The sequence below is a fragment of the Dyella sp. 01L423 genome (assembly GCF_056399945.1).
Map to the genome: position 1 here is coordinate 857,659 of NZ_JBFTSI010000001.1, position 26,482 is coordinate 884,140.

28 protein-coding genes are annotated in these 26,482 nt (G+C 63.9%); 14 read left to right on the plus strand and 14 right to left on the minus strand.

The genetic code is table 11. From position 1 onward, the window contains the following. Positions 1-96 precede the first annotated feature (96 nt). On the plus strand, positions 97-1,827 hold the full coding sequence (poxB, locus tag AC1DMY_RS03890) for a ubiquinone-dependent pyruvate dehydrogenase (RefSeq protein WP_477163687.1): 1,731 nt from the start codon (positions 97-99) through the stop codon (positions 1,825-1,827). A 6-nt stretch (positions 1,828-1,833) separates the two neighbouring features. On the opposite strand, the gene AC1DMY_RS03895 is transcribed toward poxB, so the two are convergent. Both AC1DMY_RS03895 and AC1DMY_RS03900 read right to left on the minus strand, forming a co-directional pair. Beyond that, positions 1,834-4,014 (minus strand): PAS domain S-box protein, encoded by a 2,181-nt coding sequence (locus tag AC1DMY_RS03895; RefSeq protein WP_477163688.1) that lies wholly within the window; start codon positions 4,012-4,014, stop codon positions 1,834-1,836. A 142-nt stretch (positions 4,015-4,156) separates the two neighbouring features. Further along, a complete protein-coding gene (locus AC1DMY_RS03900) occupies positions 4,157-4,987 on the minus strand; it encodes an alpha/beta fold hydrolase (RefSeq protein WP_477163689.1) in 831 nt (276 codons plus the stop codon). Positions 4,988-5,387: 400 nt separating this feature from the next. Between AC1DMY_RS03900 and AC1DMY_RS03905 the strand changes: the two genes are divergently transcribed. Then, on the plus strand, positions 5,388-5,627 hold the full coding sequence (locus AC1DMY_RS03905) for a hypothetical protein (protein ID WP_477163690.1): 240 nt from the start codon (positions 5,388-5,390) through the stop codon (positions 5,625-5,627). Positions 5,628-5,819: 192 nt separating this feature from the next. Here AC1DMY_RS03905 and AC1DMY_RS03910 read toward each other — a convergent pair whose 3' ends face one another. After that, positions 5,820-5,975 (minus strand): hypothetical protein, encoded by a 156-nt coding sequence (locus AC1DMY_RS03910; RefSeq protein WP_477163691.1) that lies wholly within the window; start codon positions 5,973-5,975, stop codon positions 5,820-5,822. A 348-nt stretch (positions 5,976-6,323) separates the two neighbouring features. Between AC1DMY_RS03910 and AC1DMY_RS03915 the strand changes: the two genes are divergently transcribed. Both AC1DMY_RS03915 and AC1DMY_RS03920 read left to right on the plus strand, forming a co-directional pair. Continuing rightward, complete coding sequence (locus AC1DMY_RS03915; RefSeq protein WP_477163692.1) at positions 6,324-7,526, plus strand: aminotransferase class V-fold PLP-dependent enzyme; 1,203 nt, start codon at positions 6,324-6,326, stop codon at positions 7,524-7,526. Between the two features lie 155 nt (positions 7,527-7,681). Further along, on the plus strand, positions 7,682-8,152 hold the full coding sequence (locus AC1DMY_RS03920) for a hypothetical protein (RefSeq protein ID WP_477163693.1): 471 nt from the start codon (positions 7,682-7,684) through the stop codon (positions 8,150-8,152). A gap of 87 nt (positions 8,153-8,239) precedes the next feature. Here AC1DMY_RS03920 and AC1DMY_RS03925 read toward each other — a convergent pair whose 3' ends face one another. Then, on the minus strand, positions 8,240-9,073 hold the full coding sequence (locus AC1DMY_RS03925) for an oxidoreductase (RefSeq protein ID WP_477163694.1): 834 nt from the start codon (positions 9,071-9,073) through the stop codon (positions 8,240-8,242). Between the two features lie 96 nt (positions 9,074-9,169). On the opposite strand from AC1DMY_RS03925, the gene AC1DMY_RS03930 reads away from it, so the two are divergent. Continuing rightward, positions 9,170-10,135 (plus strand): AraC family transcriptional regulator, encoded by a 966-nt coding sequence (locus tag AC1DMY_RS03930; RefSeq protein WP_477163695.1) that lies wholly within the window; start codon positions 9,170-9,172, stop codon positions 10,133-10,135. A 53-nt stretch (positions 10,136-10,188) separates the two neighbouring features. On the opposite strand, the gene AC1DMY_RS03935 is transcribed toward AC1DMY_RS03930, so the two are convergent. After that, on the minus strand, positions 10,189-10,983 hold the full coding sequence (locus AC1DMY_RS03935) for an SDR family NAD(P)-dependent oxidoreductase (protein WP_477163696.1): 795 nt from the start codon (positions 10,981-10,983) through the stop codon (positions 10,189-10,191). 168 nt (positions 10,984-11,151) lie between these two features. Here AC1DMY_RS03935 and AC1DMY_RS03940 point away from each other — a divergent pair, with 168 nt between their 5' ends. Continuing rightward, positions 11,152-11,523 carry a putative quinol monooxygenase gene (locus AC1DMY_RS03940; protein WP_477163697.1) on the plus strand — a complete coding sequence of 124 codons (372 nt, stop codon included), beginning with the start codon at positions 11,152-11,154 and terminating at the stop codon, positions 11,521-11,523. Positions 11,524-11,575: 52 nt separating this feature from the next. On the opposite strand, the gene AC1DMY_RS03945 is transcribed toward AC1DMY_RS03940, so the two are convergent. From AC1DMY_RS03945 to AC1DMY_RS03985, 9 genes are all read right to left on the minus strand, one after another. Further along, entirely contained in the window at positions 11,576-11,782 is a 207-nt protein-coding gene (locus AC1DMY_RS03945) for a dodecin (RefSeq protein ID WP_441604541.1), read from the minus strand. Between the two features lie 114 nt (positions 11,783-11,896). After that, entirely contained in the window at positions 11,897-12,784 is an 888-nt protein-coding gene (gene folE2 / locus AC1DMY_RS03950; protein ID WP_477164184.1) for a GTP cyclohydrolase FolE2, read from the minus strand. 69 nt (positions 12,785-12,853) lie between these two features. Further along, complete coding sequence (locus AC1DMY_RS03955; RefSeq protein WP_477163698.1) at positions 12,854-14,164, minus strand: S8 family serine peptidase; 1,311 nt, start codon at positions 14,162-14,164, stop codon at positions 12,854-12,856. A 10-nt stretch (positions 14,165-14,174) separates the two neighbouring features. Beyond that, positions 14,175-14,804 carry an anti-sigma factor gene (locus AC1DMY_RS03960; protein ID WP_477163699.1) on the minus strand — a complete coding sequence of 210 codons (630 nt, stop codon included), beginning with the start codon at positions 14,802-14,804 and terminating at the stop codon, positions 14,175-14,177. Then, positions 14,801-15,385, minus strand: coding sequence for a sigma-70 family RNA polymerase sigma factor (locus AC1DMY_RS03965; RefSeq protein ID WP_441604544.1), 585 nt, complete (start codon positions 15,383-15,385; stop codon positions 14,801-14,803). The genes AC1DMY_RS03960 and AC1DMY_RS03965 overlap by 4 nt, the downstream gene beginning before the upstream one ends. 62 nt (positions 15,386-15,447) lie before the next feature. Then, positions 15,448-16,206, minus strand: a complete 759-nt coding sequence (locus tag AC1DMY_RS03970) for a TorF family putative porin (protein ID WP_477163700.1) — start codon at positions 16,204-16,206, stop codon at positions 15,448-15,450. Positions 16,207-16,378: 172 nt separating this feature from the next. After that, a complete protein-coding gene (locus AC1DMY_RS03975; RefSeq protein WP_477164185.1) occupies positions 16,379-16,735 on the minus strand; it encodes a c-type cytochrome in 357 nt (118 codons plus the stop codon). 60 nt (positions 16,736-16,795) lie between these two features. Continuing rightward, positions 16,796-18,172 (minus strand): cytochrome C, encoded by a 1,377-nt coding sequence (locus tag AC1DMY_RS03980; protein WP_477164186.1) that lies wholly within the window; start codon positions 18,170-18,172, stop codon positions 16,796-16,798. A gap of 13 nt (positions 18,173-18,185) precedes the next feature. Beyond that, the gene (locus tag AC1DMY_RS03985; RefSeq protein WP_477163701.1) at positions 18,186-18,794 is read right to left on the minus strand and encodes a cytochrome b; all 609 of its coding nucleotides are present in this window, start codon (positions 18,792-18,794) and stop codon (positions 18,186-18,188) included. A 234-nt stretch (positions 18,795-19,028) separates the two neighbouring features. Between AC1DMY_RS03985 and AC1DMY_RS03990 the strand changes: the two genes are divergently transcribed. From AC1DMY_RS03990 to AC1DMY_RS04025, 8 genes are read left to right on the plus strand one after another with little or no spacing between them, the layout of a single operon-like run. Next, a complete protein-coding gene (locus tag AC1DMY_RS03990) occupies positions 19,029-19,466 on the plus strand; it encodes a sugar 3,4-ketoisomerase (RefSeq protein WP_477163702.1) in 438 nt (145 codons plus the stop codon). Continuing rightward, positions 19,451-20,116, plus strand: coding sequence for an acetyltransferase (locus tag AC1DMY_RS03995; RefSeq protein ID WP_477163703.1), 666 nt, complete (start codon positions 19,451-19,453; stop codon positions 20,114-20,116). Before AC1DMY_RS03990 ends, AC1DMY_RS03995 begins: the two co-directional genes overlap by 16 nt. Positions 20,117-20,121: 5 nt before the next feature. After that, positions 20,122-21,066: a hypothetical protein gene (locus tag AC1DMY_RS04000; protein WP_477163704.1), complete on the plus strand. Its 945-nt coding sequence runs from the start codon at positions 20,122-20,124 to the stop codon at positions 21,064-21,066. Next, positions 21,059-21,991: a GNAT family N-acetyltransferase gene (locus AC1DMY_RS04005; RefSeq protein WP_477163705.1), complete on the plus strand. Its 933-nt coding sequence runs from the start codon at positions 21,059-21,061 to the stop codon at positions 21,989-21,991. The genes AC1DMY_RS04000 and AC1DMY_RS04005 overlap by 8 nt, the downstream gene beginning before the upstream one ends. Continuing rightward, positions 21,991-23,103, plus strand: a complete 1,113-nt coding sequence (locus AC1DMY_RS04010; RefSeq protein ID WP_477163706.1) for a DegT/DnrJ/EryC1/StrS family aminotransferase — start codon at positions 21,991-21,993, stop codon at positions 23,101-23,103. The genes AC1DMY_RS04005 and AC1DMY_RS04010 overlap by 1 nt, the downstream gene beginning before the upstream one ends. Beyond that, the gene (locus tag AC1DMY_RS04015) at positions 23,100-24,350 is read left to right on the plus strand and encodes an O-antigen translocase (RefSeq protein ID WP_477163707.1); all 1,251 of its coding nucleotides are present in this window, start codon (positions 23,100-23,102) and stop codon (positions 24,348-24,350) included. The genes AC1DMY_RS04010 and AC1DMY_RS04015 overlap by 4 nt, the downstream gene beginning before the upstream one ends. Positions 24,351-24,352: 2 nt before the next feature. Next, positions 24,353-25,297: a glycosyltransferase gene (locus AC1DMY_RS04020; RefSeq protein WP_477163708.1), complete on the plus strand. Its 945-nt coding sequence runs from the start codon at positions 24,353-24,355 to the stop codon at positions 25,295-25,297. Next, positions 25,294-26,472 (plus strand): hypothetical protein, encoded by a 1,179-nt coding sequence (locus AC1DMY_RS04025; RefSeq protein WP_477163709.1) that lies wholly within the window; start codon positions 25,294-25,296, stop codon positions 26,470-26,472. The genes AC1DMY_RS04020 and AC1DMY_RS04025 overlap by 4 nt, the downstream gene beginning before the upstream one ends. The last annotated feature ends 10 nt before the right edge of the window (positions 26,473-26,482 follow it).

The following is a 26,482-nucleotide window of genomic DNA, read 5'->3' on the forward strand; positions in this document are numbered from 1 at the left end:
ATCGGCAGGCTGACGCGGCAATCACGAACTCGACGCGATACTCGTTGGAAACGTGGCGCCGTGCAGGCGCGCATCTTCCTTCGAAGGGGTCGGGTCATGGCACGTACGAAAGTCGCGGATGTCGTCACGGAAACGCTGCATGTCGCCGGGGTGCGCCGCATTTATGGCGTCGTGGGCGACAGCCTCAACGGCATCACCGAATCCTTGCGACAGCGCGGCGACATCGACTGGATCCATATGCGGCACGAAGAGGCCGCGGCTTTCGCTGCCGGGGCGGAGGCGCATCTGACGGGAGATCTTGCGGTATGCGCAGGCAGTTGCGGTCCCGGCAACCTGCATCTGATCAACGGTCTCTTCGATTGCCATCGCTCGCGTGTGCCGGTGCTGGCGATTGCAGCGCAGATCCCCAGCGCGGAAATCGGTCGCGGCTATTTCCAGGAAACCCATCCGGAATCGCTGTTTCGCGAGTGCAGCCATTACTGCGAACTGGTGTCCACGCCCGAGCAATTGCCAGCCGTGCTGGAAAGCGCGATGCGTGCGGCGATCGGCATGCGTGGCGTGGCGGTAGTTGTCATTCCCGGCGACGTGGCGTTGCTTGAACTGGAGGCCAAACCGTCGGCCGGCTCATCGATCGCGCTGCGTCCACCCGTGGTGCGTCCGGCGCAAGAAGACATCGACGCACTGGCGCAACTGCTCAACAGCGGCAAGGACATCACTTTGCTGTGCGGTCGCGGCTGCGCAGGCGCGCATGACGCCGTGGTAAAGCTGGCAGAGACTCTGCAGTCACCCATCGTGCATGCGTTTGGCGGCAAGGAATACCTGGAATACGACAACCCGTACGACGTGGGAATGACCGGCCTGATCGGTTTCAGTTCCGGCTATTACGCCATGTTGAACTGCGACACCTTGCTGATGCTGGGCACCGGATTTCCGTATCGGCAGTTCTATCCCACCGATGCAAAAATCGCGCAGGTGGATCTGCGCCCGGACAGTCTTGGCCAGCACGCGCGTCTGGACCTGGGCATGGTGGGCGATGTGGCGGCCACCATCGAGGCCTTGCTACCGCAACTGAAGCCGAAGCAGGACAAAGCGCATCTCAACGCCAGCGTGGCGCACTATCGCAAGGCGCGCGAGGGACTCGACGAACTCGCCACCGGCAAGCCGGGTCGCAAGCCGATCCATCCGCAATACCTCGCCAAGCTGCTGAGCGAGGCTGCGACGGACGATGCGGTGTTCACCTTTGATGTGGGCACGCCTTCGATCTGGGCGGCCCGCTATCTGAAGATGAATGGTCGGCGCCGGCTGATCGGTTCGCTCGTGCATGGCTCGATGGCGAACGCGATGCCGCAGGCCATCGGCGCGCAGGCCGCCTATCCGGGCAGGCAGGTGATCAGCCTTTCCGGCGACGGTGGCTTCTCCATGCTGATGGGCGATTTCCTTACCCTAGTGCAGCAGAAGCTGCCGGTGAAAATCGTGGTGTTCAACAACCACACGCTGGGCTTCGTGGCGCTGGAGATGAAGGCGGGCGGTTACCTGGAGACCGGTACGTCGCTGGTCAATCCCGACTTTGCCGCGATGGCTCGTGCCATCGGCGTGCATGGCATCCGCGTGGAGGATCCCGGCGATCTGCCTGCCGCGGTGAAGGACATCCTCGCGCACGACGGCCCGGCTCTGCTCGATGTGGTGACCAATACGCAGGAGCTCGCCATGCCGCCCAGCATCAAGCTGGAGCAGGCCAAGGGCTTTGGCTTGTGGGCCTTGCGCACGGTCATCAATGGACGCGGCGACGAGCTGATCGAACTGGCCAAGACCAATCTGTTCCGTTAAGCGGATTCAACGCCCCTGGTAGCCGCGATCGCGCCGCACGCGATAGAGCTGGTTGTCTGCGCTGGCCAGTGCGGCATCCAGCGGCATGCCGCCGATGCGTATGGCGTACCCCATGGTGAAGCGGTTGGGCGCACTGGCGCGCGCCGCTTCCAGTCGCCGCACGATGGCCAGCGTTTCCTGTTCGCCAGCGTGCGGGAGCAACACCAGGAATTCATCGCCGCCGGAGCGGATCACGATATCGTCCGGTCGCACATGCATGGTGAGGAAGTGGCCCATCGCCACCAGCACTTCGTCGCCGCGTTGGTGTCCATGCGTATCGTTGACCGTCTTGAATCCCTCCAGATCGATCACGATGCAGCCCCAGCGATCGTTGTGGCCAAGCTGCTCGGAAACCTGGCCCAGGTAGCGTCGATTGAACAAGCCGGTCAGCGAATCGCGCACGCTCCATTCGCGCAGCTGGCTTTCATGGCGCATGCGTTCGGTCACGTCCAGCGCGTGGCCGAGCACATAGGGTTCCTCGTCCTCCGTATCCAGCGAATTGTGGAACTGCCAGACCAGGTTGCGCCCGTCCTTGGACTTGATCTGCAACAGGCCGTGCGCGACGCCTTCGCTGGTGACGCGGCGCAAGTACGCGTCGAAGCTGCCATGCAGCGAAGGTTCCATCAGGTCCTTGAACTGGCGTCCCAACAGCTCGCCGATCGAATAGCCCAGCGATTGCGCGGCGGCCGGATTCACCGAAAGAATGGTGCCGTGCAGGTCATGCGTACAGATCAGGCCCAGGCTTTCCTCGAACAGTTTGCGGAAGCGGCGTTCGCTGCGCTGCACCGATTCCACCGCCTGCTTGCGCGCCGTGATGTCCTGGATCGCGCCGATCAGCAAGCAAGGTCTGCCATGCTCGAATTCGACCGCGCCGGCGGCGCGCACCCAGATGTGGCGTCCCTTCGCCGTGATCATCGGCAGTTCCAGATCCCAGCCTTTGCCATCTTCGGCGCCCCTGGCCACGGCCTGTTGAATCTGCTCGCGTGCCTCGGGAGCGTAGTAGTGGATCGCTTCGCCGAGCGTGGGGATATGGCCTGCGGGAAGATCGTGGATGGCGCAGGTCTGGTCCGACCAGGTGAGCTGATGGGTGGCCAGGTCGAGCTGCCAGCCGCCCACGCCGGCGACGCGTCCCGAACGATCGAGGAAGGCTTCGCTTTCATGCAACCGGCGCTCCATGCGCTTGCGCTCGGAAACGTCGACCAGCGTTCCGTAAATCCATAGCGCCTTGCCGTCGTCGGTGCGGCTGATCACGCGTCCGCGCAGCAGGCCCCACAACCAGTGCCCATCCTTATGGCGCAGACGTGCTTCGCTTTCGAACAGCGAGCGCTCGCCGCGCAGATGTTCCTGCAGGCACTGGTCCATCTGCGGCAAATCGTCGGGATGGGTGAGGCGGCGCTGCGCACCCTGGATGATGCCGCCTTCGTCTGCTCGTACATCCCGCCAGACGCTGGAGGAGAGCAGATCAAGATCTTCCAGCGCGTAGCCGAGAATGCTGGCCCACTGTTCGTTGAAGCGCATCTCGCCGGTCTGTACGTTCCATTCCCAGGTGCCCGCCTGCGATGCATCGAGGATGGCTGCCAGCCGCGTGCGGTCCTCCATCAACAGCCGATGCAGCAAGGCTTCGCGATGCAGCGATTCGCTGCGTTCGAGCGCGGCCTTGCGCTGTTCCAAGGCTTCGGCGGCGGCGGTCGCCAGCTCGCGCAGGATCTCGGCGTGTTCGCTTGACAGGCGTCTTGGCTGGCGATCGATCACGCATAGCGCACCCATGCGCAGGCCGTCGTTGAGCGTGATTGGTGCGCCGGCGTAGAAACGGATATGCGGGTCACCGGTGACCAGGGGATTGTCGGCGAAGCGCGGGTCTTCCGTCGCATCGGGCACGACGAAGGGCTGGTCGCCAAGAATGGTGTACGAACAGAAAGCCACGGCACGCGAGGTTTCGCGCGTGTTCTCCAGTCCCACGTTGGACTTGAACCACTGCCGCTGATCGTCGACCAGGGTCATCAGTGCGATGGGGGCGCCGGTGAGCAGGGAGGCGGCCTTGGTCAAGGCATCGAATAAGGGTTCCGCTTCCGTATCGAGAATGCCGAGCGAAAGCAGGCGCTCGAGCCGTCGTCCTTCATCGGTGGATAGCGGAGCCGACACTGCCATAAAACCCCCGGGCATTCGTGCGCCAGACTATCCGCCGGTATTTGTGAGTGCGTTGTGGTTGCGGTCACAGGGCGTGCCGCGGGCGATCCTTGAGCGGCGGTGAAGGCAGCCCCCGCGCCTGACGCAGGGGCTGCGGGGTACATCAGCTCTTGAAGAACTCGAGCAGGTCCTTGTTGATCACGTCGTGATGGATGGTGAATGCGCCGTGCGGGTAGCCCGGATAAATCTTCAGGGTGGCGTTCTTGAGCAGCTTGGACGAAAGCAAAGCCGCATCCTTGTACGGCACGACTTGATCGTCGTCACCGTGCAAGACCAGGGCGGGCTTGTCGATTTTCTTCAGGTCTTCGGTGAAATCCGTTTCGGAGAAGGCCTTGATGCAGTCGTAGTGGGCCTTGGTGCCGCCCATCATGCCCTGGCGCCACCAGTTGTCGATGGTGCCCTGCACGGGCTTGGCGCCCGGACGGTTGAAACCGTAGAACGGCCCGGAGGCGACATCCACGTAGAACTGCGCGCGGTTGGCCGCGAGTGCCTCGCGAAAACCGTCGAACACTTCCAGCGGCAAGCCGTCGGGGTTGTCCTTGGTCTTGAGCATGAGCGGGGGCACGGCGCTGATCAGCACGATCTTGGCCGTGCGCTTCAGGCCGTAGTTGGCCACGTAGTGCACCACTTCGCCACCGCCCGTGGAGTGACCCACGTGGATGGCATCGTGCAGGTCCAGTTTCTCGGTGAGCGCGGCCAGATCGGCAGCGTAGTGGTCCATGTCGTTGCCGTCTTCGGTCTGCGTGGAACGACCATGGCCGCGACGGTCATGCGCGATGACGCGATAGCCGTGACTGAGGAAGAACAACATCTGTGCATCCCAGTCGTCGGCCGACAGCGGCCAGCCATGGCTGAAAACAATGGGCTGGCCCTTGCCCCAATCCTTGTAGTAAATCTCGACGCCGTCTTTGGTGGTGATCGTACTGCTGCCCATGTGCTTGCACCTGTTGGTTGAGTTGCGCGGGACACAGACCTGGCGTCGATGACGCCAGTTGAGGAGTGGAGCGATAGAACGGTGATGGCGAGTGGCAGCCGCGCGCGACGACGTGGAAACGTGACCGTCTCCCGTACTCGTTGATCCCTGTGGCTGGCGTGGCGTCCGAACCGGGCGCGAGGAACAGCCATCGCCGGGCAGGTGATTGGCTGCGAATCCCAGCGTTGCGAGACAGCGCCGGACGTACGACACGCCCAAAAAGAGTCCACTTTTGCGAGTGAAGTGGACGTCAAGCGGGCGGCTCGCCGCTGGCAGTCGCAGCGCTCTTCGCGAGCGCTGCGAAATGGACGAGAAAGGGACCGGTGCAACCGTATCCCCTTTCGATCATGGGTCCAAGAACGTGCGTTACTCCAAAGAGCAATGGGCAACGATGTTTGCCGCGCTGGATGAGGAACTCAACGGATTGGCCAGGCGCGATGCGCCGGAAGAGGACTTGTGGGCAGCCTTCGAGCAGCTGGTCCAGGTGCCGTCATCGTCGATCGACCGCGCGGACAGTCGCTGGTGGTGGGAGCAGGTCTACGCCACGATGGAGCGGCACGGACTTACCGAGCTGAGTCGGCAAGCCTCCGCCGCGGGCTGAAGCCCTCGATGACGCAGTGGCGGACGTCGAGATGCCGCGCGTGAAGGCCATTGGCGGCCACTGGGCCCTCAGGCGCAGTGCTCGCGATAGTCGAGCCCCGGGGTGTCCCCGGGGCTAGGTATCGGCGCGGATATCGCTGATGGAGCCGTTCGAGCTTGCGAAGGCAAACGACGCGGTGCGCACGCGAGCGACTCAACCGGCCGGCTGTGCCGTCGTGGCAACCGGCGCCGCACTGGCGACGGCGGCGTTGGTGTAAACCGGAGCGGCAATCATCGCACCCAGGGTCAGCACGCAGACCAGCATGCAGGCGGCGAACAGGCTGTGCAGCATCAGGTTCTCGAATTTCATGGTCGTACTCCTTCACGGGGGTTGTTGGGTGGCTCTTACTGGGCCTTTCACTGGATATATGGCAAGCCCCGTGCCAACCTCTCGCACCGCTGGAAACCCGCATTCCCAAGCCATTTCCGCGCTTCCTCGTGTTCAGGCGGCAGTGTCCGCGGACGGTGTCCGGACAAGCGCGACGGTCCGCGGACACGTGCGTCGGACGTGTTAAACGTGCAGACCATGTGAATGCCGGTCGTTTCTGCGCAGCGATGAGACGAAAATCCTTGTGCTAGCGTGCGCCATCCGTTTGCCGCCGCCGAGCACTTCAGTGACTAGCGGCCACAGGCTCTGCTGCATCAAGGAATACGCGTTGTGCCGCCGATTGCTTCACTGATCTCCCGCGAGCTGTTCGATATGCCACCGACGGTGCAGTGGTTCTCGCACTGCAAGGATGGCCCCTTGCCCCGCGCCTCGGCCGACGCGGTACGCGCGCTGATGGCATCGGAGTTGCGCCCCTGGGAAGTGCGCTGGAACGAGGACTTCCTCGACGTGCAGCGCTCGCTGCGCGAGGTCGGCGCGACCTTGCTGGGCGTCAATGCACAGGACATCAGTCTGGTTACCTGCACCTCCACCGGCCTTGAAGCGGTGGCGCTGGGTTATGCATGGCAGGCGGGCGACGAAGTGGTGCTTCCCGCCGGCGAGTTCCCCAGCAATCGGCTGCCGTGGCTGGCGCTTGCCGGCAAGGGCGTGACCTGCACGGAAGTGGAGCTGTGGACGGGGCAGCTCGCGCAGCCTTCCGTGGCGCCGGATGCGCAGATCGAACCCGAACAACGTTTGCTGGATGCGATCACGCCGAGCACGCGCGTGATGGCGGTTTCGTGGGTGCGTTATCAGGACGGCATTCGCCTGGACCTGGAAAAACTCGGACGCGGTTGCCGCGCTCGCGGCGTGCATCTGGTGGTCGATGGCATCCAGGGCGCGGGCACCGTGGCGACCTCGTTGGAGGGTGTCAGTGCGTTTGCCAGCGGCGGGCACAAGGGTTTGCTCGGCATGCAGGGGCAGGGGCTGCTGTGGACCGAGCGCAGCTTCCGTCAACAACTCATACCCCTCGGGACCTGGCTTTCGGCACCGGATGACTTTTCGCAGAGTGGCACGCAGGCGCCAAGCGACGCGCTGTGGGCCACCGACGGACGACGCCTGGAAGCGGGCAGCCCATCGATCGTGTCATGCGCCGCGCTGGCGTCTTCCATTCGCCTGCTGGTGGATAGCGGCGGCGCGGCCAGGCTGCAGTCCCATATCGTCGGCCTGCAGCGCGCCTTGCTGGCTGCTTTGGCGCCAAACCCGGCATGGGCTGCCGAAGCGCAGCGACTGGATGGACTCCTCAGTGCGGGCAGGCTTGGATCCATCTTGTCGTTCGCTGTACCGGCGGAGCGCTGCGAACGCTTGCTGCGTGCCGCCGACGTGCAAGGCATCAGCGCCAGCACGCGCGAGGGCTATCTGCGCATTGCCCTGCATGGCTGGCATGACGCGAGCGATATCGAGCGCTGTTCGCAATGGTTGTTGGCTGCGCGTTGAGGCTCGCGATTTTCCGTTGCTTGAGTCGCGGCTGTTCTTTCAAGGCCATGCCCTCCATGCCGCCAGGCATATGCACCTGATGTAGCCAACGCAGCGGGCCGGCAGCGGACAGGCTAAGCTTCCCGGCGACCGATGCGTCCTGCGGAGCCGAAGCTATGAATGAATGGCAATCGGCCTACTCGACCATGGCGGAAGTTGCTGCCACGTTGAGCGGGCTGCTGTTTGTTTCGCTATCCATGAAGTTGAATGCCGCCACCGGCGAGCACCGCGGGTGGATGTTGCTGGTCGCCAAGCGCAGCTTTTTCGACTTCCTGGCAGTGCTTGGGATCGCGCTACTTCTCCTAGTCCCCGGGGGCTCGCTGGTTTTCGTCGGTTGGACCGCTTTGTTGATCGCGACGGCCCGCGTCGTCTGGCATGTCCAGCATGTGCGCAGCTATCGCAGGGGCGAGGCCTTCAAGACCTCGCTCACCGACTACTTCGTGCCCATGCTGTCCACGCTCATGCTTGGCGTGGCAGGCGTGGCCTTGCTGCTTTCCTCCACCATGTCGCCCAAGCTCATCTACGCCGCTGCCATTGCGCTGCTTTACGGGGCGTGCCAGAACGCGTGGCGTTTCCTTATTCAATAGCTGCGCCGGTTCTAGCCGCGGCGTTCGGTTGGGAGTGAGCCCTGTGGGAGCAGCGCCCATGCTGCTCCCAGTGATTGCCCCGCGTCGTCAGCCGTCCGTGGAACGGGTGACGGTTTCCCATCGGTTGATTTCCTCGCCGAGCAACGACAACTTCTGTCGCACCAGCTCGAGGGCGTCGCTTCCCAGCAACAGGTGTGCGGGAGGCGAGTCATGGGCAATCAGCTCAAGCATCGCTCGCGCTGCTTTGACGGGATCCCCGAGCTGATGCCCGCTTTTTTGTTGGCGAGCCTCGCGGATAGGGTCGAACAGCCCGTCGTAGTCGGCAATGGAGCGGGGCGTGCGGACCATCGAACGTCCTGCCCAATCCGTGCGAAACGAACCGGGGGCTACTGCCGTGACGGCAATGCCGAGAGGCTTCACTTCTTTGCCGACGGATTCGGAAATGCCTTCAAGGGCAAACTTGCTGCCGCAGTAATAGGAGATGCCCGGCAGCGTGATATGGCCGCCCATCGAGGTGATGTTGAGGATGTGTCCCCTGCGGCGCATGCGCATATAGGGCAGCACGGCCTTCATCATGGCCACGGCCCCAAAGACGTTCACATCGAACTGTCGCCGCATATCGGCCAGAGGCGACTCTTCCAGAACGCCTTCATGGCCATACCCCGCGTTGTTGACCAGCACGTCCACCGGTCCCACAGTCTTCTCGATGTCCGCCACGACGCCATCGATGGCATCGAAGTCAGTGACATCGAGCAGGCGCCCCACGGCATTGCCGCCGGCAAGCGCTTCGAATTCCTGGCGTGCTTGCTCGTTTCGCACGGTACCCACCACGCGATGACCCATGGCCAGGGCCTCCTGGGCCAGGGCCCTGCCGAAGCCGCTGCTGACTCCGGTAATCAACAAAGTTTTGCTTGCCGACATGGCGACTGCACCTCGGGTTTGAAATTGGTGCTTGCACAATAGACAACGCATGGAGGATATTTTACGCCTGATGCTCTGTATTTCTTGCCCATTTCTATGAATCGTCGTATCTCGTCTAACCGCCAAGAGGTGCCAGTCGAAAGTCCATCGATGGGCAGCCTGGCTCGACAGCTGGCGCCGCAGGAGGGGTACAACCTCACTGCTTTGCCAGGGGTGCGGATACTGCGTTCCGACCGTGCCTTGCAGCGAACCCCGGTCTTGTACGACCCCGGCATCGTGATCGTGTGCCAAGGATGCAAGCGTGGCTATTTTGGCGACCAGGTCTATGTCTACGACGAGCAGCATTATCTGGCGGTCGGCGTACCTGTTCCGTTTACGATGGAATCGGATGGAACGCCGGAGCGTCCGCTTTTAGCCATCTATATGCATCTCGATTTCCAGGTCGCCGCCGACCTGATGCTGCAGATCGCCCAGCATCCGTCGCTCCCCGAGCAGGACGCGCCAAGCAGCATGGTGTCCAGCCCGATGGATCCCGCGTTGCGCACGTCGGTGATGCGCTTTCTGGAGGTATTGAGCGAGCCATTGGATGCAGCGGTGCTCGGGCCGGGTCTCGTGCGGGAAATTTATTACCGCGTACTCACCGGGGCACAGGGCGCAGCGCTGCGCTCGACCCTGGAAATGCAGGGGCCGTTCGGCAAGATCGGAAAGGCGCTGCGCCATATCCATCTGGCTTACGCCCAGCCGATCCGCCTGGCGCAATTGGCCAGCGAAGCCGACATGAGCGTGCCCACGTTCCACAGCCATTTCAGGTCGGTGACACGGACATCGCCGATGCAGTACCTGAAGTCGACGCGGCTGCATCAGGCGCGACTGCTCATGGTTCGGCGGGGCATGACGGCCGAGGCAGCGGCCTATGCCGTGGGATATGCCAGCGCATCGCAGTTCAATCGGGAGTTCAAACGCCTCTTCGGGCGCACGCCGGTGGCCGAAGTGCGGCGCATGCGCAATGACTTTGCGGTGCCTCCCGCGCAGGCGGCATCGGAATTCGTTTCATCGCATTGAGGCTGCTGCGTCGACGGACGCCCGCATGACCGGGCGTCCGTCGAACTTGCCGATCAGGCGATCGAGCGCACCACGCCGCCGTCCACGCGCACCGCCGCGCCGTTGGTGGCCGAGGCTTGTTCCGAGGCGAGATAGACCGAGAGATTGGCGACTTCCTCCACCGTGGCTAGGCGCTTGATCAGCGACGAGGGGCGATGGGTCTGGATGAAGTCGCGCTCCACCTGATCCTGCGTGATGCCTTGGTCGCTGGCGATCTTGGCGAAGAAATCGCCGACGCCTTCGGAACGCGTCGGGCCGGGCAGGATCGCATTGACGGTCACGCCGGTACCGGCGAGCGATTCGGCAAGGCCACGCGACACGGCCAGCTGCGCCGTCTTGGTGGTGCCGTAGTGGACCATCTCGGCGGGAATCTGCAGGCCCGATTCGCTGGAGATGAACTGGATGCGGCCCCAGCCGCGCTTGGCCATGCCTTGCGCATAGTGGCGCGACAGGCGCACGCCGCTGAGCACGTTTATTTCGAAGAAGCGCGTCCAGTCTTCGTCGGGAATATCGAAGAAGGCCTTGGGCTCGAAGATGCCGAGGTTATTGACCAGGATATCCGCCTCGGGCACTTGTCCGATCAGCTGGCGCGCGCCTTCCGCGCTGCCCAGGTCGCCCGCCACGCCGGTGAGCCTGGCATTGGGCACGGTGCTCTTGATGGCGGCGATGGCCTCGTCGACGCGTGCCTGCGTGCGGCCCGTGACGACCACGTGAGCGCCCGTGCCGGCCAGGCCGGTGGCGATGGCCAGGCCAATGCCGGCGGTGGAACCCGTGACGATGGCCGTGCGGCCCGTGAGATCGATATGCATGCGTTTGACTCCGGAGATGGGGGTGGAACGTGTGGTCGGGCTGAGCTACCCGAGTCAGGTTGAGGCTGGCGGCGTCAAGCGCAAGTCCATGCCAGGTCCTGTTCGATGAAGTCGAACATGTTCATCGACGAGGTCGGACGTGTTGGCAGCGGGGGCAACCGATCATGCATGACTCCTCCAAGCCTTTCGATCCAGAGCGTGATCCCCATGAACGAGACGATTGCCTTCATCGTGCGGCTGCCCGCCAAGCACGCCCACCGACGCGAACTCGAGCGAGGCTTGCTCGGCGTACTCGACGCCATGGCGAGCGAACCGGACTTCGTCAGCACCTATCTGCATCAGCCGCCCGACGATCCGGACACCTTCGTGTTGTACGAAGTGTGGGCCTGCAGCAGGGAGCATTTCATGCAGCATCACCTGGGCAGGCCGTATCGTCAGGCGTATGAGGCGCAGCTGCCGCAGTGGCTACGGGCAGAACGCAGCATCGATTTCCTCGATCTCAAGCGCAGCTATCACGCGGCGCCAGCGATAGCCGCGTGATCGACGCTGCGGTGGCAGCGTGCCAGCCGCAAACGCGGACAGGTGGTGGCTGCTATTCGATGGTGAAGCCGACCTTCAGCGTCACCTGCCAATAGGCGACCTGGCCCTCGTCCACATGCCCGCGTGTTTCGATCACGTGGAACCAGCGGATATTGCGGATCGTCTTGGATGCATGCGCGATGGCGGTGCGGATGGCGTCATCGCAGCTGGTCTTGGAGGAGCCGGTCAGCTCGATGGACTTGTAGACGTGGTCGGACATGCGCGTGGTCTCCGATGGAGCCTGCCCAGTCGCAGGCGTCCACCCAGTGCATACCCACGTTCGCCAACGAGATGTGAAGAGCGGCGCTGCCACCCCCGGCACGAATGGCCCTGCTTATCGACGCTTGCTGGCGTAGGCCACGGCGTCGTGCGCGTGGAGGCTTTCCTGGTGTTCCAGGCGCACATGGAAATCGGCGAGACGATCGTCGGCGTCCAGTACGCGCTGGATGCGGCGCGCGGCATCCTCGCAAAACATCAGGTTGCCGCCGTTGGCGAGCGCGAAGGCTTGCTCGTCCTCGCGCTTGACGGCGGTCTGCACGGGTGTGCCCAGCGCCGTTTCCACCTGATCGACCAGGCCGATCACATCCAGGGGCGCGCCTTGGGCGAGTCGTGCCGATACATGCGCCACGCTGCGTTGGGCATGCGGTGTCGCCACGATGCCTTGCTCCCTGCCCAGCCACGCGAACACGTCGGCATGCTGCAGAGGCTCATGCGCCGAGAAATCCTGCGCAAAGCGCTGCTGGATCAGCTGGCGCGACAAGGCCGCCGAAGCAGGGCAGGTGGAGGAGTAGGTGATGTCGGTAGCCAACGTCAGCTCGAAACCCTCATGGCCAAGGGTGGCTTCGAGCGTGACCGGGTAGCTGCGCCAGCCGTAGTAATCGCTGCGAAGCGCTTTGCGCGGCACCAGCTGATCGAAGCGCAAGCGGATGCGCGCGCGGTCGGCGAGCTCATGATGCGAATGCAGGAAGGCGCGCAGCAGGCGTTCCAGCGTGAACGGACTGAGCGCCGCGGCGCCCAGGTGTTCGTCGATCAACAGATACAGGCGCGACATGTGGATGCCGCGGCGATCGGTACGTACCAGGTTGACGAAGGCGTCCAGTCGGGCATGTACCTGTTGGATGTCTCCATCGCCTGCGTCGATGCGCACGGGGGCGTCGATACCTTCCATGCCGACCCAGTCGAGTGGGCCACCCAGATAGGGCTGGGCGGCGACGTCAGGCATGCAGGAGGGGGCTTCGGCAATCTGCTTCACGGTGGGGATCCGCGATAAGGGAAAGAAATGGGTGTGGCGTCAGCGCCGCGAGGAACTGAGGTTCTTGTTCAACGCGGTGACTGCGGCGGCGGCATCCACCTGGCGCATGCCGCCCACCAGCTTGCTGCTGCTCAGCAGCAGCTCGCGGATGCTGTTTGGATCCAGGTTCGGCGATATCGACAGCAATAACGCAACAATGCCGCTCACGTGAGCGGCAGCCATGGACGAGCCGGAGGTGAAGTCGTAGCCTCCGCCGGGTTGCGTGGTCAGGATGTCGCTTCCTGGCGCGCTCAACACCTCGGGAGGCGCGGGCGTGGGCCCGCTCACGCGCACCACCAGCACGCCGGGCGCGCTATCGGGAAAGCCCCGCGTGCTGCCATTGGGTGGCAGGGCGGCGACCACGATGCGCCGCTCCTCCAGCAGCTGCATCAACAGCTTGTTGAGCAACGGATCGGACGGTCCGCCCAGGCTGAGATTGATCACGCGCGCATCGGTATCGAGGATGGCGGCGAGCGCCTTGGCCAGGGTGAAAGAGTTGCAACGTGCGCCGGCTTCCAGCGTGGTGGGATACCAGCATGCCTTGTAGCTGCTGATGATGGATTTGGGCGCCATGCCCACGATGCCCAGATGGTTGTCGCCGATGGCGCCGATGATGCCGGCGACTTCGGTGCCGTGCGCGTCGCGCTTGAAAGCGGCATCGTCGCCATCCACTTCGTTGCTGGCGTCGTGGATACGGCCTTGCAGATCCGGATGCGAGGTGTCGATGCCGGTGTCGACGATGGCGATCTCCACGTGATCGCCCTGGCTGGTGGTGTGCGCGAGCGCGGCATCGGTTTCGACGAAACCGCGTTGCAGGTCGGCATACGGATCGTTGTACTTGTGTGCGCCGTCGGTGTTCTGCGCGGAATACACGGTGTAATCCTGCAGCGGCTGGGCCAGCGCCACGCGTTCGTCCTTGGCCAGGGCGGCGAGCAGGTCATCGCGGCTCATGCCTGCCGGCGGTTCGAGCACGATGCAGTAGAGACTCAGCGATTTGATCGGCCAGCCGGCGACTTCATGCCAGCCATAGTGTTCGCGCATGCTGTCGAGCATGGAAATGGCGCGCTGACCCTTGCCGTAATTGGACGGCGGCGCGTAGCCGAGCATGCTGGAGCCCGCATGGGTCGATGGCGGCTCCTGCGGGTTGGCTACCGCGAGCACGATATCCCGTGAGCTGTTCATGCTGGCCACGTGGTCGCTGCCCGATGTGTCGGGGCTGACCGTCGCGCCCGGCAACGAAGAAGGACGCGCGGCAGTGCACGCGCCCAGCACCGTCATGGCCAGCAGTAGCAGCAGCGCGCGGATCTTCATGGGCAAGTGGTCACGGACTCGTAGTGGCCGGTTCGGCAAGCCGGATGCCGTGCATCGCGCGCAACTGCTGCAAGGTGTCCTGCTGGGCCGTCGCATGCTCCGGCACCACCGTGTACGCCCCTACGTCGTTGGGGCCGCCCACCACCTGCAGCTGCAGCGAATGCAGCAGGCTGTCCCAGTCGGCCAGCTTCATGTTGGCGTCCGGTACCACATGGATGGCGCCCGGCATCGCCGTCTGCGATGGCTGGCTGAGGGTGCGATACGGTTGTGCGGCATCTTCGGACCACAGCTTTACGCCAAGTACGCCAATGCCCAGCGCCTGCACCAGCACGGCGGCTACCAGCGCACGCGTGAACCAGGTGCTGCTGCGCACATGCGCGGTGGTTTCCTGGACCTGGTCGTCGATGCGGGTCATCAGGCGCTTGAGGCCGACCTCCGGATCGAGCTGTACGTCCGTGGGCAGCGCAAGTGCAAGCCGCAACTGGCTCTGCTGCGAGAATTCCTCGCGGCAGGCCTCACATTGCGCAAGGTGCTCGGTGAGCCAGGCGCTCTGCTCCTGCGGGGCGCTGTCCTGCAGCACCCACGGCATCGCTTCCCAGGCTCGGGAACAGTCCCTGTCGGTATCCTTCGTCAACTTCATGGCACGCTCTCTTTCTGCGTGAGCTGGTCACCAGCCAAGGCTGGCAGTACGTTTCGTAATTTCACTCGGGCGTGGAACAGGCGCGCCTTCACCGTGCCCACCGGGCATTGCATGATCGTGGCCACGTCATCCAGCGTGTGGCCCACGCCATAAACCAGTTCCACCACCACGCGCTGATCGGCCGAAAGCCGCTCCATGCCCTTGCCCAGCCAGTCGCGCAGTTCGCGGTCCTCGCCGGGGTCGTGGGAGGGCATGCGGTCTTCGGGCATGCCTTCGTCGTCCACCGGTTCGTCGCCACGCTGGCGCAGCGCCTTCAGGCCGCAGCGGTAGGCGATGCCGATGATCCAGGTGGACACCCGCGACTCGCCTTTGAAACTTCCGGCCTTCTGCCAGACGATCCAGAAGCAGTCGTTGATGACCTCTTCGATCAGGTCGGCCCGCCGCGTCAGCCGCGACAGGAACCGGCACAAACGTCCGTGGTAGCTGCGATAAAGCGTCGCCAGCGCGGCGCGGTCGCCCGCCACCATGCGTTGAAGCAGCAGGCGGTCTGTCTCATCAGCGTCGATATCGGCGTCTTTCATGGCTAGAACTACCCATGGGGGTTACCACGTAAGTGCCCGCCCAGGCCGAAATGGTTGCGTCATCAAAAAGTGAAGGAAATCGTCGCCACCCAGGGCGAAGCGGCCAGGTTTTCCACCCGCATGGCGTGGTCGACCAGCATGCGATCGACCTCCACGCGCCACGGGCCCTGGCCCCAGATCAGACCAAGATGCCCGTAGCCGTAAGAGTTTACGCGGTTGCCGCCGTGATAGCCGTAACTGCTGTGGCCGTCGGCGTAGGTGTAGTAATAGGGCACCTGGGCCTGGGCGTAGCCGGCGCCGGCGGAAAAGGAGAACTGCCAGGGCAACGGCCAGTGAAAGCCCACGTCGGCGGCCCCGCGCAGCTTGTGGCTGCTGCTGCCGGTGGGCTGGATGGCGGAAACGCCCAGGGTGAGCACGTCGCGGTAGATCCAGTTGGTCGTGGCTTCCACGCGATTGAACGTACCGCCGCCGCGGTTGGGATAGTCGTAGTAGATCAGTCCGGCCTGGAATTGCCAGTCCGGCGTGAGGCGCCAGTAATGGGACGCCTGCACAAATGCTTCGGCCAGCGGCGAGAGATCGCGCACCTCTCCGCTCGCCGAGGCGCCGAAGACCCAGCCCGAGGGCAGGCTGACCGAGGCGGCAGCCTGCACGATGGCGGTGTCGGGCGTGATCGCCAGGCCACGGTCGACCAGTTGGGAACTGAGCGCCACCGTGCCGTTGAAGGTGGCGGTCTGCGCTTGCACCGCCGTCCACGGCAATCCGGCGCCCGTGGCCAAGGCCGCGAGCGCAATGCGATGGTGAACCCGTCGCGGTATCACCATGTCAGGCACCCAAACCCGAGCGCCGCAGCAGCGGACTGGCCACGGGAACAGATGCCTGGTAATCACTGGCTAAAAAATCGACCTGCAACATCGGTCCTTTGAACGAGCCGCGTCGGCGCCCTCCAAGGTTAGTAGGAGGAAGGCCTTTGTGCACACACCAGACGCGGGAGCCTCAATGGTTCGATTGCAGGTAAGAGATCAGATCGTCGAGCTGCTTGGCGTCGTTGAGACCCGAATATTTCATCTTGGTACCGGGATTGGCCTGTTTTGCTGGCTGTGACAGGTACCAGTGCAGCTTGTCCTCGGTCCATACCCATTTGGCGTTTTTCAGTGCGTCCGAGTAGTTGTAGTCCGAAATGCTGCCCGCATTGCGGCCCACGATGCCGAACAGGCTGGGTCCCTTTTTGTTCTTGCCTTCCTTGGGGCTGTGGCATTCGGAGCATTCCTGCTTGAACACATCTTTGCCGGCATCGGCATCGCCGGCCAGCGCGGGCAGGGCGCCCGCGCCATAGAACAACATGCCGGTCATCAAGGCGCAGCGCGCCGCTCTTGCAAGCCTTGCTTTGGTCACGTCCAGGCTCCTAGGGGTTCAGAACGCAACGCTTGCGCTCAAGGTGAAGGCATCGAGATCTTTTGCATTGGTGATGAGCAACGCGCCAGGCGGTGCGCCGAAAATGTTGTCGCTGGCGCCGTTGAAGCGCGTGTAGCGATACCAGGTGGCGGCGAGCTTCAGGTTGGCAAGCGAAGTGAACGAGTCGTCCTTGCCAAACGGCGTCCAGTACAAGGTGATCATGTTGGCGGTGCTGTCGGGTTTGCCAAAGGGCGGATAGCGCGCCGGGTCCTGGCTGCCCGTGCTGATCAGATGCGCCACCTGCAGCGCATAGCTCTGCTTGAAGGTGTAGGTCACGCTCAGCGTCTGGTCGCGCGCATTGCCGTTGGGTTTGGCCACGACGCCGTTGACCACGGGCGTGCTGCCATAGTCCCGTTGTTCCAGGATGTTGACGTAGCTTGCCTGGATGATGTTGTCGCGATTGCCGAGGAACTGGTAGGTAAGGTCGTAGCCCAGATCGGTGATGTCGTCGCTCGGTCCGTTGCGCGGCAACGCGCGCTTGGTGGTGAGCGCCACCACGCCGGCAGAGAAGAACTGCCGCTTCATGTCTTTCATATAAGCGAAGCGGAAATAGCCGGTATCGCTGATATGGCCCGGATCAGCGGCGGGGTTGAAGCCCAGGTGATCCTGCACCGAGGTCGGCATGGTGTTGTAGGTGCCGACTTCGCCGTACCAGTCGTTGTTGTAGAGGGCATACACGCTGCCGCCGATCACTTTGTTGTAAAGCGAGTGCGCGCTGGACAGGTTGAGCAGGGTGCCGGACACGGCCGGCGGGCCCAGGCCCGACGCATACGGCAGTGAGGAGATCGGGTCGTCGAAGCCCGGGCTGTTGTTGACGCTCACGCCGACGATGGTGTCCTTGCCGGCTACTTTCAGATCCTTCGCCACAAAGCGCAGGTCCAGATTGCTCAGCTTGGTGTTGTAGTGATCGTTGCCGGTATTGTCCGTTTCCACCTTGACGAAGCCGCCCAGGTGATCGCTGATGCGGCCGGCGAGATAGACGTCTACTTCGCTGAGCTGGGTGGTGTTGTCGCCGCGCGCGGGCACGTTATGCGCGCCGGTGATCTGCGCAGCCACCGGAATCTTGGTGCCCTGGCCATCGGTATCGGTGTAGCCGCCAAGCTTGAAGCGCATGCCATAAGGCGTGAGTGCCGGGCCGTAGGCGCCCGCGTGGCAGTCGGCGCAGGCGTTACCGGTCTGGCGGGCGTAGGCCGGGACGGCATGGGCGCGGTTGCTGGTCAGCATCAGGCATGCAATCAGCAGGATCCACGGCGCAGACGCGGCCCGGCGCAGGATTCGGGTCAGAGAGGGCGACATGAAAGCTCCTTGTCTCGGGTGGTGCGGCGGTAGGGGCAGGCTCCGACGCTCATCAGGGACGACGCTTCGGCAACATCATGCGTAGCGTTCGGTCACGCAGTACAAAGTGATGCCACAGCGCGGCGCCCGCGTGCAGCGTGATGAAGGCAAGCAGCACCCAGGCGACATCCTGGTGCCACGTGGTCAGCGTGTCGGCGAGGTCTTCGTCGCTGGCCACCAGCGCCGGCAGGGTGATGCCGAGAAAATGCACCGGCTTGTCTTCGGCGTTGCTGAGCGCCCAGCCCAACAGCGGCTGGACCAGCAGCAAGACGTACAGCGCCACATGCGTCGACCCCGCTGCGAGGCGGAGCAGGGCGGAGGTGTTGCCCTCGCTGGGCAGCCTGCCCACGCGGAAGCGATAGGCGATGCGGGCCACAAAGAGCAACAGAATGAACAGGCCGAAATGACGGTGGCCTTCCAGCAGCCATACCCGCAGGCTGCGGCCGTCCACTTGGTCGCGCCACAGGATGAGGGTGGCGGCAATCAGCAGAACGAGCACCGTCAGCCAATGCATGATGACCAGGGCGCGCGGTCGCTTTGGCACATCCTCCTGCAGGCGAGGGCCAGTGCCGGGCGTCGCGTCGGCATGCGTTGCTGGCGGCGTGTCTTTCTGCCATTCCATGTCCAGACCTCTGCATCTCAATCGGGGGCATCCACCTCGCACGCGTCCTCCGGGAACGACCTGGGGACAGGGAAGACGCGTGGAATGAAACTCGCTTTGTGCGGGTAAGTGCTAGGTAGGGGCGGAAAGGTTGTCAGGGATCTGACGGCCCGCGCGTGACGCAACCTTTCGCGATGAGGCTGGCACTCAGTTGCGTGGGTCGTCGTCGACGGCCCCTGAGCCCCGGCCGAGAACATGGAAATCGAACGCGTCCAGTTGCAGCAACATGGCGATCACGGCGGCATGCTCATTGCCCTTGAGCAAGACCGCAACGTGCCCTTCGAAATTCGTCGCGTGTATTACATCTTCGCGACCCAGCACGATGTGCACCGCGGCAAGCATGCGCACCGCCATCTGCATCAACTCGCCGTGGCCGTGCGCGGCTCGGTCACGTTCCTGCTCGATGACGGTACCGGGCCGCTGGAGGTGGTGCTCAACGATCCCTCGCAGGGCTTGTTGCTCGGCCGCATGGTATGGCGCGAGCTATACGACTTCAGCGACGACTGCGTGCTGATGGTGCTGGCCGACCATCATTACGACCCCGCCGACTACATCACCGATTACGACGAGTTCCTGCGTGAGGTGCGCGGCGTCGTGTTTGCCACGGAACTGGTCGCATGCCAAAGCGCCTAGTCCTGATCGGGGCGGGCGAGATGGCGCAGATCGCCTGCGAATACTTCGAGCACGACAGTGACTACGAAGTCGCCGGTTTCAGTGTCGAAAGGCAATACCTAACCGAACCCACGCTGGCCGACCGGCCGGTGGTGCCTTATGAAGAGCTGGAAACGCATTACCCGCCGGCGGAATTCGATGCGTTCGTGGCCATACCCGCCAGCCAGCTCAATCGCCTGCGCACGCGTTTCTATCTCGACGCCAAGCGGCGCGGCTACCGTTTCGCCACCTATGTGAGTTCGCGCGCCTTCGTGTGGCGCAACGCCGAGATCGGCGAGAACAGTTTTATCTTCGAGAACAATGTGATCCAGCCCTTCGTTCGCATCGGCAACAACTGCATCCTGTGGAGCGGCAACCATGTGGGTCACCGCACGGTGGTGCGCGATCACGTGTTTGTTGCCTCGCATGCCGTCATTTCCGGCTTTTGCGAGATCGGCGAGAGCAGCTTCATCGGGGTCAACACCACGTTCAACGACCACATCAAGGTGGCCGCGGACAACGTTATCGGTTCCGGCGCCCTAGTGCATCGGGACACCGAGCAAGGGCGCATCTACGTCGGCTCGCCTGCCAAGGCGGTGCCGGACCGATCCAGCTTTGACGTGAGGCTCTGACGCCCATGGCGGCGTGGCGCAAGCAAGGGCTGGTATTCGATACCGCGCGGCAGGGCGTGGGCGGGTGGATGCGTCATTCCGCCTTGACGCCCACACCGTGGCGGCTGGACGAAGAAACCATCCGCGTCTATGCGGGCTTTCGCGACGAGGACGGGGTCAGCCGCATCGGCTATGTCGACGTGCGCGCAAGCAATCCATCCGAAGTGCTGCGCGTCAGTGCGGATCCGGTGCTCGATATCGGCCGCGGCGGCTGCTTCGACGACAACGGCATGATCCTGGGCGACATCGTGCAGGCGCCTGGTGGACTGCATATGTTCTACGTGGGCTTCCAGCGCGTGGCACGCGCGAAGTTCCTCGCTTTCACCGGCCTGGCCGTATCCACCGATGGTGGCGAGCATTTCGAGCGCGTGCAGGAAACCCCTATCCTCGACCGCGCGCCGGGTCGCAGCACCATAGCGGCCGTGCACTCGGCCATGTTTGAGGGCGGGGAATGGCGCCTGTGGTATGCCGTGGGTGACGACTGGGAAGTCATCGACGGGCGTCCATTCCCCCGCTATCACATTCGTTGCGTGAGCACCGGAGACCTCTCGCGCATACCGCGTGAGGACCACGTCTGCCTGCAACCTCGCGGCAGCGAGTACCGCATCGGGCGACCGCGCGTGTACCGCATGAACGGCCGGTACGCGATGTATTTCACCCGCGGCAACGTCGGCGGCGACTACTTCCCGGGCCTGGCCTTCAGCGACGACGGCATCCACTGGGAACGCCGCGACGAGGCGCTGGGCATGGCCTTGTCCGAGAGCGGCTGGGATTCGCGCACGCTCTGCTACCCGGCGCTGATCGCACGCGGCGACGACGTCTTGATGTTCTACAACGGCAACGACATGGGAATGGATGGCTTTGGGGTGGCCGTGGCACGCGAGCCGCTGGCGGGGATGGCGCATGTTTAGCGTGCGTCCTTATCGCGCCCAGGACGCCGCCGCGTGGGATGCCGTGGTGGGCCGTTCGCGCAACGGCAACTTTCTGCATCGACGCGGCTACATGGACTATCACGCCGATCGCTTCGTCGACAGTTCGCTGGTGGTGGAACGCGGCACGGAGATCGTTGCCGTCTTTCCGGCCAGCCGACGCGACAATGTGGTCACCAGCCACGGCGGCCTGACCTATGCCGGCCTGATCACCACCCACGACCTGCGCGCCGACTCCACTTTGTCGGTGTTCGAGATGATGGGCGAGCACTACCAGCAAGCAGCCGTGGACAGCCTGATCTACAAGGCCGTGCCGCATATCTTCCACGCGTATCCGTCGGAAGAGGATCTCTACGCCCTGCAACGCGTGGGCGCCAACCTGAAGCGGCGCGACATCTCTTCGGTGGTGCCGCTGCAGCATGCCGTCGGGTTCTCCGAGGCGCGGCGGCGGGCGATCCGGCGTGCGCGCGCGATGGGCGTGGAAGTTCGCCGCAGTGACGATCTGGCCGGCTATCACGCGCTGTTGGGTGAAGTGCTGCGCCGCCATGATGCCGTGCCTACGCACAGCCTGTCCGAGCTTGAACTCCTGTGCTCTCGTTTTCCCGGACAAATCACCTTGCACGAAGCGCGGCAAGGCGACGCGCTGCTTGCCGGTGCGTTGGTCTACGACTTTGGCCGCACGGTGCACACGCAGTACCTCGCCGCGTCGGAGGAGGGCAGGCGTGTCGATGCGCTGAGTCTGCTGCTGGGCAGCCTGGTCACTGACGCTTATGCAGACCGCGCCTTTTTGAGTTTCGGCATCTCCACCGAACACGAAGGCACGGTGCTCAACAGCGGCCTGATCGCGCAGAAGGAATCGTTCGGTGCGCGCGGCGTGGTGCACGATATCTACGAGTGGGTGCTGTGATGGACGTGCCGTTCCTTTCCCTGCGCGAGGTCAACGCCCGCTACGCGGACGAGCTGAAGGCGGCGGCGTCGCGTGTGATCGACTCGGGCTGGTACGTGATGGGCGAGGAACTGGCCGCGTTCGAGCGCGAGTTTGCGGCGTACTGCGGCGTGGCCCATGCCGTGGGCGTGGGCAATGGACTGGATGCACTATCGCTGATCCTGCGCGGCTACAAGGAACTCGGTGCGCTGCGCGACGGCGACGAAGTGATCGTTCCCGCCAACACCTTCATCGCCACCTTGCTGGCGATCACCGCCAATCAGCTGGTGCCGGTGCTGGCTGAGCCGGATCCGGCGACCTTCAATCTCGATCCTCTGCGCGTGGAAGCCGCGCTTGGCCGGCGCACGCGCGCCATCATGCCAGTGCACCTGTACGGCCAGCTGGCGGATATGGCTGCGCTATCGGACATTGCCCGTAAGCACGGCCTGCTGCTGATCGAGGACGCTGCCCAGGCGCACGGTGCCAGCAGCGAAGGCCGGCGCGCGGGCGCGCTCGGCGACGCGGCGGGCTTCAGCTTCTTCCCGGCCAAGAACCTGGGTGCGCTGGGCGATGGCGGCGCCATCGTCACGAACAACGACGAACTCGCGGCGCGTGTGAAAGCACTGCGCAACTACGGCTCGGAAGTGAAGTACCAGCATCTGTACCAAGGCGCCAATTCCCGTCTGGATGAAATTCAGGCCGCCATGTTGCGGGTAAAGCTGGCGTATCTGGATGAAGAGGTGGCATTGCGCCGGCAGGTGGCGGGCCGCTATAGCGAAGGCATTCGTCATCCGCACATCGTGTTGCCGCGCGCCGAGAGCAGCGAGCGTCACGCCTGGCATCTGTTTGTGGTGCGCTGCGGCCAGCGCGATGCGCTGCGCCGGCATCTGGAAGCCCAGGGTGTGCATAGCCAGGTGCACTATCCGGTGCCGCCGCATCGGCAGCCGGCGTACTCGGCGCTGCACGCGCTGAGCCTTCCCATCACGGAGCAACTGCACGATGAAGTGCTGAGCTTGCCGATGGGGCCGACCATGAATGACGAAACGATCGCGCGTGTGATCGCCGCTTGCAACGCGTTCGAGCGTGCGCCATGAACATCCTGCGCGCCGGCTTCTATGCCTCCTTCGCCACCGCGGCAAAACTGCTCGCGGGCCTGGTGATACTCAAGCTGGTGGCGTGGATGGCCGGGCCCGAGGGCGTGGGGCGGCTGGGCCAGTTCATGAGCCTGATGTCGATGCTGGCGGTCCTGGCCGGCGGCGGGATCAGTGCCGGTGTGGTCAAGTACGTCGCCGAGTATCGGGATCATCCCGAGCGCCTGTCGCGTCTGCTGTCGGCTGCGCTGTGGTATGCGCTGTGCGCGTCCTGCCTGATCGGCTGTCTCGGCCTGCTGCTCAGCCGGCAACTGGCGAGTTGGCTGCTGGGCGATATCCGTTATCAGGGTCTGATCGCCGTGCTGGCGGCGGCGCAACTGGGCATTGCGCTGATCAACTACATCCTTGCCGTGATCAATGGCTTCATGGACGTCAAGCGCCTGGCCTTTGTGCAGGCGCTGGGTTCGCTGCTCAGCATCGTGGTGGCCTTGCTGCTGGCGCGGTGGCTGCAGCTTTACGGCGCGCTGCTGGCCCTGGTGATCGGCCAGCTGCTGGTGCTCGCCGTGGGCTTGCCGGCGTGGTGGCGCAGTCCGTATTTCCACCGCGGCATGTTGCGCATCCGCTTCGATCGCGACATGACGCTGCGGCTGGCGACCTTTTCGGTGATGACGCTGACCTCCGCGCTGGTGCCGCCGCTGGTCAATATCGCCGTGCGCGATCATCTGGCCGCGCAGTTCGGCTGGGGACAGGTGGGCTATTGGCAGGCGGTGAGCAAGGTATCGGATGCCTACCTGTTGTTCCTCACCACGGCCATCAACGTCTATTACCTGCCGAAGCTGGCCTCGACCCACGAGCGCGCGCCGCTGCTGGCGGAACTGCGCCTGGCCTATCGCTACATCATGCCGGCCGTGCTGCTGCTGGCGGTGGGCATCTATGTCTGCCGCGGTTGGGTGACGGCGCTGCTGTTCAGTGCGGATTTCTCGGCCGCCAACAGCTTGTACGCGCCGCAGCTGATCGGCGACGTGGTGAAGATCGCCTCGTTCGTACTTTCGTACGTGATGCTCGCCAAGGCCATGACGCGGCTGTTCGTGGCCTCGGAGTTCGCCTTCGCGATCAGCTACGTGGCGCTGGTTTATTTCTTCACCGCGCGCTTCGGGCTGGTCGGGGCGATGTACGCCTTCACGGTGAATTACGCGCTGTACCTGGTCTTCAACGTGATCGTGGTTCGCCGCTATCTGAGGGAGCTATGACGATGAACGACGCCATGTCGACGGAATCGCGGATGCCGCTGGTCTCCATCCTGGTGCCCGCCTTCAACCACGAGCGATTCGTGGAACGCTGCCTGGACAGCGTGTTGGAAGATCCATACCCGTGCAAGGAAATCGTGATCATCGATGACGGTTCCACCGACGACACGGGCCGCCGCATTGCCGCGTGGATCGCCCGGCATGGCAACGAGGTGCCGGTGGAATACGTCCGTCGCCCCAACAAAGGGGTGGCGGCCACGCTCAACGAGCTGGCCGCACGGGCGCGTGGCGAATTCCTGCGCTTGGGCGCGAGCGACGATTATCTGTTGCCGGGCGGGCTCGACGCGCAAGTGGACTATCTGTTGGCGCATCCCGACAAATGGGCGGTGATCGGCGATTCGGAAGTGGTCGACCAGGATGGGCACCGCCTGCACGGCAGCGGCATGCGCGACTTGCACCATGCCGACAAGTCGCTGTATCGCAGTGACGACGGCATCCGCCGCGCGGTGATCACGCAGTGGGCGATCGGCGGGCCGGTGACCCTGGTGCGCCGTCGCGCGCTGGAGACCGTGGCCGGCTGGAGCGAAACCCTGCGTATCGACGACTGGGATTTTTTCCTGCGCCTGGCCGCGCATGATGCGATCGGGTTCATCGATCGCAACGTGTGCGCCTATCGCATCCATGGCGGCAACCTGAGCCGCACGCGCGACGTGCGCACGCGCATCCACAACCTCATGGAGGCGCGCGACGTGGCGATCCGCCGCTCGGCCATGTTCGAGGAACCGTACCGCACCCTGCTGCTGGCGCAGTCGCACCACATGGGCGCCAAGATCGCCTTCCTCGAGCGGCGCGTGTGGGCGGTCGGCGTGCACATGGCGGGTTACGCCTTGCTGGTGCTGATGTCGCGCACGCGCAGTCGTTGGCCGCACCACCAGCTGGAGCGGGCATGAAACAGCTGCTGCGCCTGCCGTCGTTCTATCTGAGCTTTCCGCTGCTGCTGACCTGCGGGGTGACCCTGCTCAGCTACGATCTGCCACCGGATTATCTGGTGGGCATCCTGCTGCTGGCGGTGATGGCCATCGCCATCTTTGCGTTCGATGCCGTGGCCGGCATACGGCTGCCGCGCAGCACGGTATTCCGCCACCGCGATTATGTCGGCACCCGCGACGGCCTGGTGGCGCTGCTGTTTGCCGGCTTGATCCTGGTGTTCTGCCTGCTCGATCTGACCTTGTTTCCGATCCCGCTGTTTTCCACGCCGTCGTCCTACGCCAACATGGAAGGCGGCCGCGATCACATCCGCCACGTGTCGGATATGTGCTGGGTGCTGCCGCCGATCGGCTTGCTGTGTGCGCGCAGCAAGTGGCTGCGCAATGCGCTGGTGGTGGCGGGCTTGCTGTTTCCGGTGCTGGTGATCGATCGCAACCGCATCTTTGCCGCGTTGTTCTCCATGGCCTTGGTGATCCTGTTCCGTCGCGACGACGCGCGCCCCTTGCCGTGGAAGACCGTCACCGTACTGGCGGTGGGCGGGGCAGTGGTGTTCTCGGTGCTGGGCATTCTGCGTTCGGGCACGCTCGACTACGTGACGCTTCCCTTCAGCGACCTGTACAAGGCCTCGCCGCAGGGCGTGAAGTGGTTGTTGCTGTACGCCAGCGCGGGGCCGTACAACTTCGGCTCCATTCTCGCCAAGCACTACACGGACAGTCATTTCCTGATCAATCAGCTGGTGCCGATGTCGGGCTCGATTGCCACGGCTGGCACGGGCATCCCGCTGGATGCGGCGAACATCAACGTGGGTACGGAGTTCTTTCCGTTCCTGATGGCGTTCGGTCCCGTCGGCGCGGTGGGATCGATCATTGCGCTTTACGTGCTGCTGCTGTGGAGCGTGCGCCGGTTGCAGCCCACCGTGCCGCTGTTTGGCTGGCTGATCTTCCTGCGCGTGTCCTATACCTGCCTGATGGCGCCGTTCGCGCCGCAAGCCTTCACCTGGACCAATGCCGGTTTCATCTTGCTGTGCCTGCTGATGCAGCTGATCGCCGCGCTGCTGCCGAACCGTCGGCAGGCCCGTCCTCAACACCCCTATGCCCACGCGCTGCCGAGCGGCGTGGTCCCACCCTCTCTTCCATGAGTCACGCCAT

What these genes read in the sequence shown, in the direction of transcription:
- AC1DMY_RS03960 (WP_477163699.1), bottom strand. Translation starts at nt 14,804, where the DNA reads ATGAAGTTGACGAAGGATACCGACAGGGACTGTTCCCGAGCCTGGGAA.
- AC1DMY_RS03930 (WP_477163695.1), top strand. Translation starts at nt 9,170, where the DNA reads ATGAATCGTCGTATCTCGTCTAACCGCCAAGAGGTGCCAGTCGAAAGT.
- AC1DMY_RS03995 (WP_477163703.1), top strand. Translation starts at nt 19,451, where the DNA reads ATGCCAAAGCGCCTAGTCCTGATCGGGGCGGGCGAGATGGCGCAGATC.
- poxB (WP_477163687.1), top strand. Translation starts at nt 97, where the DNA reads ATGGCACGTACGAAAGTCGCGGATGTCGTCACGGAAACGCTGCATGTC.
- AC1DMY_RS03920 (WP_477163693.1), top strand. Translation starts at nt 7,682, where the DNA reads ATGAATGAATGGCAATCGGCCTACTCGACCATGGCGGAAGTTGCTGCC.
- AC1DMY_RS03985 (WP_477163701.1), bottom strand. Translation starts at nt 18,794, where the DNA reads ATGGAATGGCAGAAAGACACGCCGCCAGCAACGCATGCCGACGCGACG.
- AC1DMY_RS03935 (WP_477163696.1), bottom strand. Translation starts at nt 10,983, where the DNA reads ATGCATATCGATCTCACGGGCCGCACGGCCATCGTCACGGGTTCCACC.
- AC1DMY_RS03965 (WP_441604544.1), bottom strand. Translation starts at nt 15,385, where the DNA reads ATGAAAGACGCCGATATCGACGCTGATGAGACAGACCGCCTGCTGCTT.
- AC1DMY_RS03990 (WP_477163702.1), top strand. Translation starts at nt 19,029, where the DNA reads ATGGAAATCGAACGCGTCCAGTTGCAGCAACATGGCGATCACGGCGGC.
- AC1DMY_RS03945 (WP_441604541.1), bottom strand. Translation starts at nt 11,782, where the DNA reads ATGTCCGACCACGTCTACAAGTCCATCGAGCTGACCGGCTCCTCCAAG.
- AC1DMY_RS03925 (WP_477163694.1), bottom strand. Translation starts at nt 9,073, where the DNA reads ATGTCGGCAAGCAAAACTTTGTTGATTACCGGAGTCAGCAGCGGCTTC.
- AC1DMY_RS04025 (WP_477163709.1), top strand. Translation starts at nt 25,294, where the DNA reads ATGAAACAGCTGCTGCGCCTGCCGTCGTTCTATCTGAGCTTTCCGCTG.
- AC1DMY_RS03970 (WP_477163700.1), bottom strand. Translation starts at nt 16,206, where the DNA reads ATGGTGATACCGCGACGGGTTCACCATCGCATTGCGCTCGCGGCCTTG.
- AC1DMY_RS03940 (WP_477163697.1), top strand. Translation starts at nt 11,152, where the DNA reads ATGACTCCTCCAAGCCTTTCGATCCAGAGCGTGATCCCCATGAACGAG.
- AC1DMY_RS04005 (WP_477163705.1), top strand. Translation starts at nt 21,059, where the DNA reads ATGTTTAGCGTGCGTCCTTATCGCGCCCAGGACGCCGCCGCGTGGGAT.
- AC1DMY_RS04010 (WP_477163706.1), top strand. Translation starts at nt 21,991, where the DNA reads ATGGACGTGCCGTTCCTTTCCCTGCGCGAGGTCAACGCCCGCTACGCG.
- AC1DMY_RS03900 (WP_477163689.1), bottom strand. Translation starts at nt 4,987, where the DNA reads ATGGGCAGCAGTACGATCACCACCAAAGACGGCGTCGAGATTTACTAC.
- AC1DMY_RS03895 (WP_477163688.1), bottom strand. Translation starts at nt 4,014, where the DNA reads ATGGCAGTGTCGGCTCCGCTATCCACCGATGAAGGACGACGGCTCGAG.
- AC1DMY_RS04020 (WP_477163708.1), top strand. Translation starts at nt 24,353, where the DNA reads ATGAACGACGCCATGTCGACGGAATCGCGGATGCCGCTGGTCTCCATC.
- folE2 (WP_477164184.1), bottom strand. Translation starts at nt 12,784, where the DNA reads ATGCCTGACGTCGCCGCCCAGCCCTATCTGGGTGGCCCACTCGACTGG.
- AC1DMY_RS04015 (WP_477163707.1), top strand. Translation starts at nt 23,100, where the DNA reads ATGAACATCCTGCGCGCCGGCTTCTATGCCTCCTTCGCCACCGCGGCA.
- AC1DMY_RS03975 (WP_477164185.1), bottom strand. Translation starts at nt 16,735, where the DNA reads ATGACCGGCATGTTGTTCTATGGCGCGGGCGCCCTGCCCGCGCTGGCC.
- AC1DMY_RS04000 (WP_477163704.1), top strand. Translation starts at nt 20,122, where the DNA reads ATGGCGGCGTGGCGCAAGCAAGGGCTGGTATTCGATACCGCGCGGCAG.
- AC1DMY_RS03910 (WP_477163691.1), bottom strand. Translation starts at nt 5,975, where the DNA reads ATGAAATTCGAGAACCTGATGCTGCACAGCCTGTTCGCCGCCTGCATG.
- AC1DMY_RS03955 (WP_477163698.1), bottom strand. Translation starts at nt 14,164, where the DNA reads ATGAAGATCCGCGCGCTGCTGCTACTGCTGGCCATGACGGTGCTGGGC.